This window comes from Agromyces sp. GQ35 (assembly GCF_059758475.1).
In genome coordinates this window covers 54,886-70,161 of record NZ_JCAXEO010000003.1, presented here as the reverse complement: position 1 = coordinate 70,161, position 15,276 = coordinate 54,886, and the positions used below count along the sequence as shown (strand labels likewise).

Here is a 15,276-nt window from a genome sequence, read left to right as displayed (position 1 = left end):
TTACGCTCGCAGCATGCGCCTTGGAGTCCTCGACGTCGGTTCCAACACGGTGCACCTGCTCGTGGTCGAGGCCCATCCGGGCGCGCGGCCGATCCCCACGGCGTCGCACAAGTCGGTGCTGCGGCTCATGCGGTATCTCGAGGCCGACGGCTCGATCAGCGCCGAGGGCGTCACCGCGATTCTCACCGCGGTCGCCGGCGCGGCATCCGCTGCCCGCGAGGCCGGCATCGAGGAACTGCTGGCCTTCGCGACCTCCGCCATTCGCGAGGCCGCGAACGGCGAGGCCGTGCTCGACCTCGTCGAACGCGACACCGGCGTGCGCCTGCAGGTGCTCTCGGGCGACGACGAGTCGCGGCTCACCTACCTCGCGGTGCGGCGCTGGTACGGCTGGTCGGCCGGGCGCCTCCTGCTCTTCGACATCGGCGGCGGTTCGCTCGAGATCGCGCAGGGCATCGACGAGGTACCGGATGTCGCGCGCTCGCTGCCCCTCGGCGCCGGACGCTCGACGATCTCGTTCCTGCCCGACGACCCGCCCTCGCCCGAACAGGTCGCGCGGCTCCGCGCTCACGCGCGGGAGGTGCTCCGCGAAGCGGTCGAGCCGTTCCGGTCATTGCCGTCGCCCGACCACGTCGTCGGTTCGTCGAAGACGATCCGCTCCCTCGCTCGGCTGGCGGGAACCCTCGAGGAGGGGTTCGGCGATTCCGAGCGCAGCATCCTCACCCGCGAAGGACTCGACGACTGGACTCCGCGTCTCGCGCGCATCCCCGCCGACGCCCGGCCGGCGCTCCCCGGCATCACAGCCGATCGCACATTCCAGATCGTCGCCGGCGCGGTTGTGCTCTCCGAGGCGATGCGCGCCTTCGGCGTCGATGAACTCGAGGTGTCGCCGTGGGCGCTTCGCGAGGGGCTCATCCTGCGCCGCCTCGACCGGCTCGGCTGAGCCGACCGCTGGCTGACGAGTACCTCGCGGTGCTCCCGCTGGGACTCGAACCCAGACTGAGGCGATTTTAAGTCGCCTGCCTCTGCCGATTGGGCTACGGGAGCGCGGCGCCGCCCCGAAGGGCGACGCCGCGTCACAGCATAGTCAGGCGGTCGCTACTTGGCGGCGACCGTCTCTTTCTTGACGGGCTTGCTCGTCTTCGCGGCGGGCGCTGCGGCCGGCGCCGGCGCCTCGACCGCCGGAGGCTTCGGGCGAGCGGCGAACAGTTCGAACTGCGCGCGCGGCTGCTGCACCGCGCTCAGCGAAACGATGTCGCGGCCGAGCCAGAAGTTGTTCCACCAGCCCCAGAACACGCGGAACTTGCGCTCGAAGCTCGGGATCGCGAGACCGTGGTAGCCACGGTGCGCGAACCAGGCGATGAGACCGGTCAGCGCGATCTTGCCCGACTGGAACACGCCGGAGCCGACACCGAGACCGGCGACTGCACCCATGTTCTTGTGGAAGTACTGTTTGGGCTCCTCGCCGCGAAGCACCGCGACGATGTTCTTCGCGAGGAGCTTGCCCTGGCGCACGGCGTGCTGTGCGTTCGGAACGCAGTAGCCGCCGACACCCCCGCCCGTGAGGTCGGGAACGGCGGCGATGTCGCCGGCGGCCCAGGCATCGACGACGAAGTCCTCGTCGTCACCGACGCGCAGGTCGGCGCGGGCCTTGATGCGGCCGCGCTCTTCGACGGGCAGGTCGCTCGAACGCACGATCGCGGGGTTCGCCATGACGCCGGCGGTCCAGACGATGAGGTCGGTCTCGAAGCTCTCGCCAGTCGACAGCTCGATCACGCCGTCGACGGCGCTCGTGAGTTGCGTGTCGAGGTGGATCTCGGCGCCGCGCTGGGCGAGGTGCTTGATGACCCAATGGCTCGTAGGCAGCGACACCTCGGGCATGATGCGGCCCATGGCTTCGATGAGGTGGAAGTGCGTCTCATCGAAAGTGAGCTGCGGGTAGAACTCGAGCAGCGAGCTCGCGAAGGAGCGGAGCTCGGCGAAGACCTCGATGCCGGCGAATCCGCCGCCGACGACGACGAAGGTGAGCAGCCGCTCGCGCTCGGGGCCGGGCGGCAGGTTCGACGCCTTGTCGAAGTTCGAGAGCACGCGGTCGCGGATGGCGACGGCCTCTTCGATCGACTTCAGGCCGATGGCGTTGTCGGCGATGCCGGGAATCGGGAAGGTGCGTGAGACGGCGCCGCCGGTGACCACGACGACGTCGTACTCGAACTGCCAGGGCTCGCCGAGTTCGGGCGTGATCGTCGCAGTCTTGTTCGCGTGATCGATGCCGGTGACCTTCGCGGTCACGACGTTGGTCTTCTTCAGGTGTCGACGCTGCGCGACGACGGAGTGCCGCGGCTCGATCGAGCCGGCCGCCACCTCGGGCAGGAACGGCTGGTACGTCATGTAGGGCAGCGGGTCGACGATCGTGACCTCAGCCTCGCCGGCACGCAGCCACTTCTCGAGCTTCCACGCCGTGTAGAACCCCGCATAGCCACCGCCGACGATGAGAATCTTGGGCACGGTGAATGGACTCCTCAGTTATTGGTCGTGCGGGCTGATGCGCGCGATCACTGCTCGCGAGTGCGGACAGTCCGCCTGGTATGCCGAGTGGCGCCGATGCCCAACAGCGCTGCTAGCGTACCAAACCCTGCGACCAGTGAGAGCGGCACCGTGATGTAGGCCAGTGTCCACGCCGTCGGCAGCAAGGTCTGCGCGCCGTCGGACCGCGGCAGCGGCGGATCCGCGATCGGCACGATCGGCTTCGCTTCGGTGCTCTCCTCGGGCGTCTCGACCTCGGCACGGCGGTGCAGGATGATCCAGTCGGCGAGGCTGTCGAGGGGGTTCTCGTCGACGCGCGGTACCTCGGCGGTGAGCGCGGCGACCGGGTCGATCAGGCCGTAGCCGTAGAGCGCGCTCGGCACGGTCTGGCCGTTCGGCTCAGCCGTGGAAATGAGTCGCTCGATGACGTTGGCGGCGTCGAGCTCGGGGTATTCGGCACGGATGAGCGCGACGAGGCCCGACACGATCGGTGCCGCCCCGCTCGTTCCGCTCCAGCGCACGTAGCCGCCGTCGGGCAGCAGGCCGACGAGCTCTTCGCTCGGTGCCGCGACCGCGATCGTGATGCCCTGCGAGCTCGCGTCGAGGCTCGCGTTCTTCGCCTTGTCGACGCCCGCGACCGTCAGTACTCCGGGAATCGTCGCCGGCGCCCCGACCTGGCTCGTGCCGCTGCCGCGATTGCCTGCGGCGGCCACGACGACGACATCGTGCTCGAACGCGTACATGAACGCGTCGTCCCAGCTCTCGGGCCAGTCGGGGGTATTGCGGGTGAGGGACATGTTGATGACGTCCGCCCCGTGGTCGACCGCCCATCGCACCGCCTCGGCGATCTGGTCGTCGTTCGACTTCTCGGCGCCGGTGTCCTGGCCGAAGGCGACCGAGATGCTCAGCAGCGATGCCTCGGGCGCCGTGCCGATCATTCCGTTGCCCTCACCCGTGCCACGCCCGGCGAGCAGGCCGGCGACCATCGTGCCGTGAGTCTGGTCTTCGCCCACCGGCGTCTGCCCGTCGGGAGTGCCGAGCCCCGAGACATCCGTGCCGCCGACGACCGCACCGCGGAGTTCGGCGACGTTGCCGTTGACACCCGTGTCGATGATCGCGACCGTGACGCCCTTGCCCCGACTGGTGCTCCACGCGGTCGTGAACCCGTAGTCGCCGAGCCAGTACTCGTAGTCGCGCACGAGGTCGGCGTGCGCCGGCGCCGCGCCGGCGAGGGCGAGCAGCGTCGCCGCCGCGACCGTCGCGGTGGCTCGCGCGAACCACGCGAGCGGACGGCGTCGCTCGCGTCGGGTGGTTCGGGTGCGGGGGCTCACGCGGTCGCACCCCCGGCGGGGTCGGCTTCGGAATCGGCTGAGGCGTCGTCGACGCCGTAGTCGGGGCAGCGGCACACGGAGGGCGACCAGCTCGAGCGCTCGAGTGCGATGTCGCCCATCGGGTTCGCGCCCGGTCCGGCGGCGAGCGCATGCGCAGCGACGGCGTGCAGGCACTTGACGCGCGTGGGCATGCCACCCGCCGAGATGCCGGCGAGTTCGGGGACCACGGCGATGGATTCGCGGTCGGCGAGGTAGTCGCGATGGGCTCGTTCGTAGGCCGCGGCGACGTCGTGGTCGCTCGCGAGAAGCTCGGTGCACTCGACCATGAGCTGCGCCGCCTCGAGGAATGACATCGCCGCGGTCGCGCCAGGGTGGGAGAGGTAGTAGAACGTCGGGAACGGAGTGCCGTCGGCGAGTCGCGGCGACGTGGAGACGACCGTCGGCGCTCCGCACACGCAGCGAGCAGCGATGCCGACGACGTCGCGCGCAGGGCGCCCGAGCTGGGCCGAGACGATGCGCACATCGCGTTCGCTCACGGGCTCGAAGGGCGGGCGGGTCATCGGTTCTCCTCAGCGGCGGGGGCGGCAGGATCGGCGGGGGGCGTCGCGGGGTCGGTGGCGGGTGGCACGGCGTCCGGCGCCAGCCCTGCGGTCAGGGCCGAGTCGAGCAGGGTTCGCATCCAGTCGCCCTTCGATTCGGTCACGTCGGCCGACACCTCAGCCGTCGCATCCGCCTTGGCCGCGGCGGTTCGATCGTCGATGACGAGGTAGCTGACCTCCCCCGGCATCACGTAGTAGAGGCGCTCGCGCGCCTGGGTCACGATGAACGTGTCGTCGTTCCAGCGCTCGCGTTCGTCACGGAGCCGCTGCACCTCGGTCTCCTGCGCGGAGACCGCGGCGCGGAGCTCGGCGATGTGCTGCCGCTGCTGCGCGAACGCCGCGATCGTCGGTGCGAGCACCACGACGGCGAGCACGAGCACTCCCATCATGATGAGCGAGAATCCTGAGAATCGGATGCCGCTGAGCCATCCCGATCGCATGGCACTCGCCTCCTGCGCGGGCGCGACGGGCCGGGCGGACCTGGTGGACGCGGCGGCGCTGCTCCTCGTGGCACCGCTGCCCGGCTTCTTCGCGCCGGCCGGCTTCGATCTTGGCTTCGGCGTGGGCGCGGTGGGGCGCCGGGGAACACGGCCGGAGCGACCCGTCTCGTCGTTCATCGCCCCTCCTCACCGTTCTGCCCGGAAACGCGGATGACGGGGGCGGCCGCTCGGCCGCCCCCGTCACACTCGAGCTGCTGTCTAGGCCGTGTAGCGGGGGAACGCCGTGCGACCGGCGTACACCGCGGCCTCACCGAGTTCCTCTTCGATCCTCAGAAGCTGATTGTACTTGGCGACTCGCTCGCTCCGAGCGGGCGCGCCCGTCTTGATCTGACCGCAGTCGGTCGCGACGGCCAGGTCGGCGATCGTGGTGTCTTCGGTCTCGCCCGAGCGGTGCGACATGACGGCGGTGTAGCCCGAGCGCTGCGCGAGCGTGACGGCGTCGAGGGTCTCGGTGAGGGTGCCGATCTGGTTCACCTTGACGAGGATCGAGTTGCCGGTGCGTTGCGCGATGCCCTGGGCGAGACGCTTGGGGTTCGTGACGAACAGGTCGTCGCCGACGAGCTGCAGCTTCGTGCCGAGCTCGGAGGTGAGCGCCGCCCAGCCGTCCCAGTCGGACTCGTCGAGCGGGTCCTCGATGGAGACGAGCGGGTAGGCCGCCGCGAGCTCTGCGTAGTAGGCGCTCATCTCGGCCGACGTGCGGTCCTTGCCCTCGAACTTGTACACGCCGTTCTCGAAGAACTCGCTCGCCGCGACGTCGAGGCCGAGCGCGATGTCGGTGCCGAGCGTGAAGCCGGCCTTCTCGATCGCCTCGGAGATGAAGTCGAGCGCATCGCGGTTCGAGGCGAAGTCGGGCGCGAACCCGCCCTCGTCGCCGAGGCCGGTCGACAGGCCCTTGGCCTTCAGCAGGCCCTTGAGCGCGTGGTAGGTCTCGACGCCCCAGCGAAGGCCCTCGGAGTAGGTGGGGGCGCCGATCGGCAGCACCATGAACTCCTGGATGTCGACGCCCGTGTCGGCGTGGGCGCCACCGTTGATGATGTTCATCATCGGCACCGGCAGCACGTGCGCGTTCGGGCCGCCGAGGTAGCGGAAGAGCGGCAGGTCGGCGGAGTCCGCTGCGGCCTTCGCGACGGCGAGCGAGACGCCGAGGATCGCGTTGGCGCCGAGGCGGCTCTTGTTCTCAGTGCCGTCGGCCTCGATGAGGGCGGCGTCGACGAGTCGCTGGTCGGCGGCGTCGAGGTCTTCGATGGCGGGACCGAGGTCGTCGAGCACGGCGTCGACGGCCTTCTGCACGCCCTTGCCGAGATAGCGGTCGTTGTCGCCGTCGCGCAGCTCGTACGCTTCGAAGGCACCGGTCGATGCGCCCGAGGGCACCGCGGCGCGGGCGAGCGAGCCGTCGTCGAGCAGCACCTCGACCTCGACGGTCGGGTTGCCGCGCGAGTCGAGAATCTCGCGTGCGCCTACAGCTTCGATGATTGCCACAGTGAACTCCTCTGTGATGGGTGGGGGTGTGCAGCGGACGACTCCGTCGTGATCCGCCAGCCAGTCTAGTAATGCTCATGACTGGCGGCTGCGCCGCATGGAGCTGCAGCGCAGACGCGCTTCGGGCCGATGCACGACGACGAGTGGGCGAAGTTTGCGATACGTCGGCCATCGCGCCACCAACATCGCCCTTTCGATCAGCGGATGGCGCAGGCGAACGCCGAGCTGTGGAAAACCTCGACCGCCCCACCATCGCAACCGCCACGATGTCGACATGCGTCGAGGACCTGAAGTCGGCCCGATCCCGGCGGGCGCTGCGATCCGAACGAGCGAGCATGCGATGTTCGGAACGACGCGGGCCAAGCTCCGCGGCACGCGGGTGCAGCATCCGTTCACCGGAGTCAGCACGTCTCGCCTCGATCTCGACTCCGCCGTCGATCTCTGTCGAGCCTACGAACCGCTCCTTCGCGTCGGTGAGGCGTTCAGCCACACCACGGCCGCGCTCCTCTACGGCGCACCCGTGCCCGCAGCGCACGCCTCGGTGCGTCCACTCCACGTCTTGAGCCCGACGACGACGCGTTCCCGCACCAGCGGAACGGTCGGACACCGCTCGCGCGTCGGGTTCCCCGTCGTGCTCCGTTTCGGGTTGCCGGTCGTCGAGCCCGCCGCGATGTGGTTGCAGCTCGCCTCGATACTCGGGCGGGAGGATCTCACGGCCGTCGGCGACTTCCTCATCACCGGCGTTGCGTACGGGCGCGCACGCGAACCGGCGCTCGTCGAGCCCGCCGTGCTGGCCGCCGCGGTCGAGCTCGGCACCGGGTGCCGAGGGATGAGTGGCGCGCGCTGGGCGCTGGAGCGTCTCCGTGTCGGAGCGGCGTCCCGCCCCGAGACGCTTCTCCGGCTCCTGATTGCAGCAGCCGGACTGCCCGAGCCGATCATCGGACCGGCCGTCGCCGTCGCAGGCGGCACACTCACGCTGCACCCCGATCTCGCCTACCCCGAACTCCGCCTGGCGATCGAGTACGAGGGCGATGGTCATCGCGACCCGGGGCGATGGGAACGCGACATCGAACGACGCGAACTCTTCGAAGACGCGGGATGGCGAGTCATCCGTGTGACTCGCAACGCGCTCTTCCGCGAACCCGACGCCCTGATCTCACGCATCCGTCGAGCAAGGCTCGCGCGCGGGGCCGACTGACGCGTCGAGTGGGCGATTTTGGCGACATTCTTCGCCCTGGTTCGCCAACTTCGCCCACTCGGCGACCTCGAGGGTGAGGTGCGACAGCCCCGCGCATCACGCGGGCGGGCGCCGCGATGCTCTGCGAATCAGCCGAGGTCGCGGAACGCGAGCGACGCGGCATCCGTCGTCTCGGCCCCGACCTGCGCGAAGGCGTCGAACCCGTCTGCGGTGACGCGATCGAGCAATGCCCGCAGGTTCTTCACGCGACGCTCGAGGCGCACCCGGGTGCCGGATGCCACGAGCTCGCGCTTCAGCGCGAGGAGCTGCGCCGACACGACCTCGGGGTCGTAGACGAGCACGACCGCGCGGGGGCGCGACTCGTCGCGCACGGCGAGCAGGTCGACGATGCGCTCGAAGCCGATCGAGAAACCGCAGGCGGGCACCTCTTGCCCGAGGAAGCGCCCGATCATGTGGTCGTACCGGCCTCCGCCGCCGAGGGAGTATCCGTGATCGGGGTGCGCGATCTCGAAGATCGTGCCGGTGTAGTAGCCCATGCCTCGCACGAGCGTCGGGTCGAACTCGATCGCCGCGTCGGGCAGCGCATCGCGGAGTGCGAGCAGTTCACCGTAGGCATCGCGGTCGAGCCACGCGGGCGGCGGGACATCGCCGTCCTGCAGGTGCCAATCGGCGGTCGTCAATGCCTCGAGTTCGGCCGCGACATCGGCATCGCCGGAGACGATGCCGAGCTCGGCGAGTTCGACCGCCACTCCCCCGGTGCCGATCTTGTCGAGCTTGTCGATCGTGATGAGTGCGCGTTCGCGCAGCTCTTCGGCCACACCCCAGGAGGCCAGGATTCCCGCGAGAATGCGCCGGTCGTTCAGCCGAATCGTGGTGCCGCCGAGGCCGAGTGCGTCGAGCGTCGCGACGGTGGCCGTGAGCAGCTCGAGCTCGGCGAGCGGCCCCGCCTCGCCGATGATGTCGATGTCGCACTGCACGAACTGGCGGTATCGCCCCTTCTGCGGGCGCTCGGCGCGCCACACCGGTGCGATCTGGATCGACCGGAACACCGGCGGCAGCGCCGCCCGGTGGGTCGCGTAGAACCGCGCGAGCGGCACCGTGAGGTCGTAGCGCAGTCCGAGGTCGGCGAGCGAGAGCGCATCGCCGGATGCCGCCGCGCGCGCGAGGTCGTCGGCTTCGAGACCGCGCTTCATGACCGCGAAGGCCAGCTTCTCGTTGTCGCCGCCGAGCCCGGCGTGCAGTCGCGAGGCGTCCTCCATCACGGGCGTCTCGATCTCGTCGAAGCCGTGCGCTGCGTACACCTCGCGGATCACGCCGAGCGCGTGCTCACGGCGGGCCTTCTCGGCGGGGAGGAAGTCGCGCATCCCGCGCGGTGGGGTGACGGATGCAGCCATGCCGACCATTCTTCCAGCACGCGCCGTCGCCTCCGGCACGAGCGGGCGGTCAGCCCGCTGCGCCCTCGGCCGCTCGCACCTCGTCTTCGAGGCCGCGGACGGCGGAGCGGAGCGCGCGCTCCGCATCGAGCCCCTGAGAGCGGGCGGAGGCGACGAGGGCGAGCAGCACCCGGCCGAGTTCGTGCTCGTCGGCCGGAGCCACGGCGGTCGATGCGGTCGATGCGGTCGATGCGGGTGAAGCCGGCCCCGAGGCATCCGTCACGCCGACCTTCTCGGCCTTGCCGAGCACCTTCTGCGCGAGTGCGAGCGCCGGCATGCCGCGCGGAATGCCGTCGAGCACGCTCGTGCGATGCGGCTTCTCATCGGCTTTCAGGTCGTCCCAGAAAGCCACGACGTCGGCTGCGGTCTCAGCTTCGCGATCGCCGAAGACGTGCGGATGACGCGACACCATCTTCGCCGTCATGTGACGCGCGACATCGTCGATGTCGAAGTCCTCGCCGGGCGTGGTGGCGGCGAGATCGGCGTGGAAGAGCACCTGATAGAGCACGTCGCCGAGCTCTTCGATCATCTCGTCGCGGTTGCCCGACTCGATCGCGTCGATGAGCTCCCAGCTCTCTTCGACGAGGTACTGCACGAGGCTCTCGTGGGTCTGCTCGGCGTCCCACGGGCACCCTCCGGGAGCCCGCAGGCGTGCGACCATCGCGACGAGCCCGATCAGCCCCTCGTGCGTGTCGGGGAGTGGCTCGGAGGCACGGGCGTCGCTCATCCGGCCAGCCTACGACGCTCCCCCTCCGATAGGCTTGGATCAGGAGCGCCGGGAAGTCTGGTCGGCCGACGGGAGACCGTCGTCACCGTCGATCGACGTCGCAGACGTGCTCAGCGCAGCTCGTGCCAGCGACTTCCGAACTGGAGTCCAATGAACTTCCTCCGCTCCGAGCGCTGGTCAGCAGCCCTCCTCCTCATCGCTGCCGTGCTCGGCCTCGTGATCGCGAACCTGTCGTTCGGGCCGGCGCTCATCGAGTTGAAGACCGAGCACATCGACCTGCCGTGGCTCGGCCTCGACCTCTCGGCCGGCCACTGGATCAGCGATGGGCTGCTCGCCGTGTTCTTCTTCATCGTCGCGGTCGAGTTGAAGCGCGAACTCGTCATCGGCGAGCTCAACAGCCTGTCGAAGGCCCTGCTGCCCGCGATCGCCGCCGTCGGCGGCGTGGTCGTGCCGGCCCTCATCTTCTTCGCCTTCACCGTCGGCACACCGACCGCCGACGGATGGCCCATCCCCACGGCGACCGACATCGCCTTCGCCCTCGGCGTGCTCGCGATGTTCGGCCGATGGATCCCGACCCGGGTGCGGGTCTTCCTGCTCGCGCTCGCGGTACTCGACGACCTCATCGCGATCCTGATCATCGCCTTCTTCTTCACGGCCGACGCCGACCTGGCGGCACTGGGTTTCGCGGGAGTCGCCATCGCCCTCTTCGGCGCCGTGAGCCGCATGATGAAGCCGCGCTCGGCGTGGATCCTCTCGCGGCGTCCGCAGTGGCCGATCGGGCTCGTGCTCGTCGTGCTCGGGGCGCTGGCCTGGTATTTCGTCTACCAGTCGGGCGTGCACGCGACGATCGCCGGTGTCGCGCTCGGCCTCGTGATGGCGCGCCGGCCCGGCGGCCGGGCCGTGCATGCGATGGAACCGTGGTCGAACGGCATCATCCTGCCGCTGTTCGCCTTCTCCGCGGCGATGGTCGCGGTACCGCAGGTACGGCCGAGCGAGCTCGACCCGGCGTTCTGGGGCATCCTGATCGGGCTTCCGGTTGGCAAGATCATCGGCATCCTGCTGGCCGGTGGCCTCGGTGCACTGGTCGTGCGACGTCGCACCGGCACGCCGCTCACGCTCGGCGATCTCGTCGTCGTGGGCGCGCTCGGCGGCATCGGATTCACGGTGTCCCTGCTGATGAACGAGCTCGCGTTCGCCGGATTGCCGGAGGTCGCCGACGAGGGAACGCTGGCGGTGCTGCTCGGCTCGGGCATCGCGATCGCGGTCTCCGCGGTGCTCGTGAGCGTGCGCTCGGCGAAGTACCGGCGGCACGGCAGCCACGAGGGCGTCGGCGGAGCGTTCTCGCGATGAGCGCGCAGCCTGGTCGGTCGTTCCGATCCGAGGGGTCCGAGCCGGCCAGCCACTACCTGCGGGCTGAACTGCACGAGCGCCCGCTGCGCGGGGTTCGCAAGGCGATGCACATGGCGCTGCTGCTCGCCGGCGAGACCAGTGGCATCGGCGGTCCGTCGATCGCAGATCTCGTGGTGGTGCGCACCGGCACCGACGCGCCGGTGATCCGCACGAAAGCGGGCACGCTCGACGAAGCGGACGCCCTGTTGCGCACGATCAACACAGACCTCGAGCGGATGTCGGTCGAGGAGTTCCTCGCCGAGTGGGGTCACCTGGGGTCGTAGCGGCAGTCATCTCCGAACACTGCGTCGGACGTCGTCGAGGCCACGCCCTTCAGCCGACGGCGCCGGACCCCGCCGGCGATGCCGCGGCGGCATCGGTGATCGGGGCCTCGGGCACCGGGAAGATCGCCTCGATCAATCGCGACACCCATTCGATCAGGTCGGCATCCCCGGGCAGCTCGCCGTTCACGACGGGAAACGGCACGAGGATCACGTCGTTCTGTGCGAACTGCTTGGCACCCGGATACATGCGCTCGAGGCGCACCCGTCGCGAGTCGGGAATGGCGGCGGGTGCGATGCGCAGCTTCGAACCCGTGGCGATGACATCGGAAAGGCCTGCGCGCTGCGCCGCCCGGCGCAGCCTCGATACCGCGACGAGATGCTTGACCTGCTCGGGCGGTTCGCCGTACCGGTCGACGAGTTCGTCGACCACTTGGTCGATCTGCCCGTCTTTCGCGGCGGGGCCGCTCGCGGCGGAGAGCTTCTGATACGCCTCGAGGCGCAGTCGCTCACTGTCGACGTAGTCGTCGGGAATGTGGGCGTCGACCGGCAGCTCGAGCCGGAGCTCGGTCTGGCCGGTGGCGACGTCGCCGCGGAACGCCGAGACCGCCTCGCCGATCATGCGCAGGTAGAGGTCGAAGCCGACGCCGGCGATGTGCCCGGCCTGCTCGGCGCCGAGCAGGTTGCCGGCGCCGCGGATCTCGAGGTCTTTCAGGGCGACCTGCATGCCGCTGCCGAGCTCGTTGTTCGCCGCGATCGTCGAGAGCCGGTCGTGTGCGGTCTCGGAGAGCGGCTTCGCCGGGTCGTAGAGGAAGTAGGCGTAGGCGCGCTCACGCCCGCGGCCGACGCGGCCCCGCAGCTGGTGCAGCTGCGAGAGTCCGTACTTGTCGGCGCGGTCGATGATGATCGTGTTCGCGTTGGAGATGTCGAGGCCGGTCTCGATGATCGTCGTCGAGACGAGCACATCGAACTTGCGCTCCCAGAAGTCGTTCACGATCTGCTCGAGCACGTGCTCGTTGAGCTGGCCGTGCGCGACCGCGATGCGCGCCTCCGGCACGAGCTCGGCGAGCTGCGCCGCGGCCCGGTTGATCGACGAGACCCGGTTGTGCACGAAGAAGACCTGGCCCTCGCGGAGCATCTCGCGGCGGATCGCCGCGCCGACCTGCTGCTCGGAGTACGGCCCGACGAAGGTCAGGATCGGGTGCCGGTCTTCGGGCGGCGTTGCGAGCGTCGACATCTCGCGGATGCCGGTGACGGCCATCTCGAGCGAGCGCGGGATCGGCGTGGCACTCATCGCGAGGATGTCGACGTTGGTCTTCAGCTTCTTCAGCGCGTCTTTGTGCTCGACGCCGAATCGCTGCTCTTCATCGATGATGACGAGGCCGACGTCTTTGAAGATCACCTTCTCGGTGAGGATGCGATGCGTGCCGATGACCATGTCGACGGTGCCGTCGGTGAGGCCCGCGATGGTCTCGCGTGCCTCTTTATCGCTCTGGAACCGGCTGAGTGCGCGCACATGCACGGGGAATCCGGCGAACCGCTCGTTGAACGTCTCGAGGTGCTGCTTGACGAGCAGCGTCGTCGGCACGAGCATCGCGACCTGCTTGCCGTCTTGGATCGCCTTGAACGCGGCACGCACGGCGACCTCGGTCTTGCCGAAGCCGACATCGCCGGCGAGCAGGCGATCCATCGGGATCGACCGCTCCATGTCGGCCTTGACCTCGTCGATCGTCTGCACCTGGTCGGGCGTCTCGGTGAAGGGGAACGCCTCTTCGAGCTCGTGCTGCCACGGGGTGTCGGGCCCGAACGCGTGGCCCTTCGACGCCATGCGCGCCGAGTAGAGCTTCACGAGTTCGACGGCGATGTCGCGCACCGCACGGCGCGCCCGGCCCTTGGTCTGCGACCAGTCGCTGCCACCCATCTTCGAGAGCGATGGTGCTTCGCCGCCGACGTAGCGGGAGAGCAGGTCGAGCTGGTCGGTCGGCACGAACAGTCGGTCGCCGGGCTGCCCGCGCTTCGACGGGGCGTACTCGATGACGAGGTACTCGCGCACCGCTGTGGGCGCCTGGGCGATGCCGGCCGTGCGGCTCGGCCCCTTCGGCCTCGATCCGGTGGCGACCTCGCGCTGCACCATCTCGATGAACCTGCCGATGCCGTGCGTCTGGTGCACGACGTGGTCGCCGGCCTTCAACTGCAACGGGTCGACGACGTTGCGCCGACGGCTCGCGAGCTTCTTGCCCTGACGCGCGTCGTAGCCGGCGGCACGGCCGTAGAACTCGGACTCGGCGAGCAGCCCGAGCTTGACCTCTGGCAGCTCGTAGCCCCGCGCCGCGTCGGCCTGCACGAGGTAGGCGACGCCCGGCTCGAGCGCCGCGGGCACCTCGTCGACGAGGCGGGCGGCGAGTCCGGCCTCGGCGAGCACGTCGCGGGCCCGCTCGACGAGTCCATGGCCGGCGGATGCCACGACGAGGCTCCACCCGTCGCGCAGGCGTTCGGCGGCGTGATCGACCGCGCCCGCCACGTTACCCTGGAAGCTCGGCATCGCGTTGGCGGCGACGCGAATCGTGGTGGTGGCGCCGGCCGCGTGGACGGCGGCCTCGCCGCCCGCCGCCGCGACGACCTCGGTGGCATCGCCGATGTCGAAGCCAGAGAAGTTCCACCACACGCGACCGGGGTCGGGCATGCCGGGCGCGCTGAACAGCGCGGCGTCTCGAAGCTGCCGCACGGTGAGGAAGTCGCCGGCGGCGAGGTCGATGGGCGCATCGGCGCCGGCGGTCGCGGCGCTCCACGCCGCGCCGAGGAACTCCCGATTGGTCTCGCCGAGGCTGACCGCCCTGCCGGCGACCCGCTCGGGGGCGAGGACCGCGACCGCGGCGCCCTCTGGCAGGTAGTGCGTGAGCGGCACGAGTCGCTCGAGCAGTGCGGGTGCGAGCGACTCCATGCCCTCGACCGGGATGCCCTCCGAGATCTTCTCGAGCAGTTGCGAGAGGCTCGGGAACTCGTGCACCATCTCGCGAGCTCGTTGCCGCACGGGCTCGGTGAGCAGCAGTTCGCGGCTCGGCGGCAGACTCACGCGCTCGACGACGTCGGGCAACGATCGCTGGTCGGCGACCGAGAACGCACGGAGTTCTTCGACCTCATCGCCGAAGAACTCGACCCGCACCGGGTGGTCGGCGGTCGGCGGGAACACGTCGAGGATGCCGCCGCGCAGGGCGAACTCGCCGCGCCGCGCGACCATGTCGACGCGTGCATATGCGAGGTCGACGAGCTTCGTCGCGAGCTCGGCGAGGTTGTAGCCCCGACCGCGGGCGACGAGCTCGACCGGGTCGAGCGACGCGAGGTTGTCGGCGAGCGGCTGCAGGGCGGCGCGCACCGAGGCGACGACCACGAGCGGATGCCGCGAGCCAGCGCTCGCCCAGTCGTGCATGCGTCGCAGCGCATGCAGTCGGCGACCGACGGTCTCTGCCGAGGGGCTCAGTCGCTCGTGCGGCAACGTCTCCCACGCGGGGAACTCGAGCAGTTCGGCATCATCGCCGAGATACGGCCCGAGCGAGGCCCGCAACGACTCGCCCTCGCGGCTCGTGGCGGTGATGACGAGGAGCGCCGGCGGCAGGCCGGCTTCGGCACGACGCTGCAGCAGGCCTGCGAGGAGCGGCGCGTCGAGGCCGGCGGGCGCCGAGAAGTCGGCGTTGCGTTGGGCTTCTGCGAGTGCGGCGTCGACGGTTTCGGCACGCGAAAGCGCCGTGAGAAAGCCCTGGAGATTCACCCGTCGAGTCTACGCGGCGCCCCCGACACGAAGGCCGGCCGGCGGGCGCAGCC

At 69.9% G+C, this 15,276-nt stretch carries 12 protein-coding genes and 1 tRNA gene; 4 read left to right on the top strand and 9 right to left on the bottom strand.

All coding sequences use genetic code 11. From position 1 onward, the window contains the following. Nucleotides 1-13: 13 nt before the first annotated feature. Nucleotides 14-940 (top strand): Ppx/GppA phosphatase family protein, encoded by a 927-nt coding sequence (locus AC6CH0_RS15420; RefSeq protein WP_498102428.1) that lies wholly within the window; start codon nt 14-16, stop codon nt 938-940. A 30-nt stretch (nt 941-970) separates the two neighbouring features. Here the strand turns inward: AC6CH0_RS15420 and AC6CH0_RS15415 are convergent. The 6 genes from AC6CH0_RS15415 to eno all read right to left on the bottom strand — a co-directional run bounded on the left by AC6CH0_RS15415 (nt 971) and on the right by eno (nt 6,429). Further along, nucleotides 971-1,044 (bottom strand) — tRNA-Leu (locus AC6CH0_RS15415). A gap of 51 nt (nt 1,045-1,095) precedes the next feature. Next, nucleotides 1,096-2,502, bottom strand: coding sequence for an NAD(P)/FAD-dependent oxidoreductase (locus tag AC6CH0_RS15410; RefSeq protein WP_498102426.1), 1,407 nt, complete (start codon nt 2,500-2,502; stop codon nt 1,096-1,098). Nucleotides 2,503-2,549: 47 nt separating this feature from the next. Further along, nucleotides 2,550-3,851 (bottom strand): S8 family serine peptidase, encoded by a 1,302-nt coding sequence (locus AC6CH0_RS15405; protein ID WP_498102424.1) that lies wholly within the window; start codon nt 3,849-3,851, stop codon nt 2,550-2,552. Beyond that, nucleotides 3,848-4,411, bottom strand: coding sequence for a DUF501 domain-containing protein (locus AC6CH0_RS15400; protein WP_498102422.1), 564 nt, complete (start codon nt 4,409-4,411; stop codon nt 3,848-3,850). Before AC6CH0_RS15400 ends, AC6CH0_RS15405 begins: the two co-directional genes overlap by 4 nt. Continuing rightward, complete coding sequence (locus AC6CH0_RS15395; RefSeq protein ID WP_498102420.1) at nt 4,408-4,890, bottom strand: FtsB family cell division protein; 483 nt, start codon at nt 4,888-4,890, stop codon at nt 4,408-4,410. The genes AC6CH0_RS15400 and AC6CH0_RS15395 overlap by 4 nt, the downstream gene beginning before the upstream one ends. Nucleotides 4,891-5,148: 258 nt before the next feature. Further along, nucleotides 5,149-6,429 carry a phosphopyruvate hydratase gene (eno, locus tag AC6CH0_RS15390; RefSeq protein ID WP_498102418.1) on the bottom strand — a complete coding sequence of 427 codons (1,281 nt, stop codon included), beginning with the start codon at nt 6,427-6,429 and terminating at the stop codon, nt 5,149-5,151. Between the two features lie 274 nt (nt 6,430-6,703). Here eno and AC6CH0_RS15385 point away from each other — a divergent pair, with 274 nt between their 5' ends. Then, complete coding sequence (locus AC6CH0_RS15385; RefSeq protein ID WP_498102416.1) at nt 6,704-7,627, top strand: endonuclease domain-containing protein; 924 nt, start codon at nt 6,704-6,706, stop codon at nt 7,625-7,627. Between the two features lie 128 nt (nt 7,628-7,755). On the opposite strand, the gene hisS is transcribed toward AC6CH0_RS15385, so the two are convergent. Beyond that, on the bottom strand, nt 7,756-9,021 hold the full coding sequence (gene hisS / locus AC6CH0_RS15380; RefSeq protein ID WP_498102414.1) for a histidine--tRNA ligase: 1,266 nt from the start codon (nt 9,019-9,021) through the stop codon (nt 7,756-7,758). Nucleotides 9,022-9,070: 49 nt separating this feature from the next. Next, the gene (locus tag AC6CH0_RS15375) at nt 9,071-9,787 is read right to left on the bottom strand and encodes a nucleoside triphosphate pyrophosphohydrolase (RefSeq protein WP_498102412.1); all 717 of its coding nucleotides are present in this window, start codon (nt 9,785-9,787) and stop codon (nt 9,071-9,073) included. A gap of 150 nt (nt 9,788-9,937) precedes the next feature. Here AC6CH0_RS15375 and AC6CH0_RS15370 point away from each other — a divergent pair, with 150 nt between their 5' ends. Together AC6CH0_RS15370 and AC6CH0_RS15365 are read left to right on the top strand one after the other, a co-directional pair. Further along, a complete protein-coding gene (locus tag AC6CH0_RS15370; RefSeq protein WP_498102410.1) occupies nt 9,938-11,137 on the top strand; it encodes a Na+/H+ antiporter NhaA in 1,200 nt (399 codons plus the stop codon). Continuing rightward, the gene (locus tag AC6CH0_RS15365) at nt 11,134-11,460 is read left to right on the top strand and encodes a hypothetical protein (RefSeq protein WP_498102408.1); all 327 of its coding nucleotides are present in this window, start codon (nt 11,134-11,136) and stop codon (nt 11,458-11,460) included. Before AC6CH0_RS15370 ends, AC6CH0_RS15365 begins: the two co-directional genes overlap by 4 nt. Before the next feature lie 49 nt (nt 11,461-11,509). Here the strand turns inward: AC6CH0_RS15365 and mfd are convergent, their stop codons facing one another. Continuing rightward, the gene (gene mfd, locus AC6CH0_RS15360; RefSeq protein ID WP_498102406.1) at nt 11,510-15,223 is read right to left on the bottom strand and encodes a transcription-repair coupling factor; all 3,714 of its coding nucleotides are present in this window, start codon (nt 15,221-15,223) and stop codon (nt 11,510-11,512) included. Between the last annotated feature and the right edge of the window lie 53 nt (nt 15,224-15,276).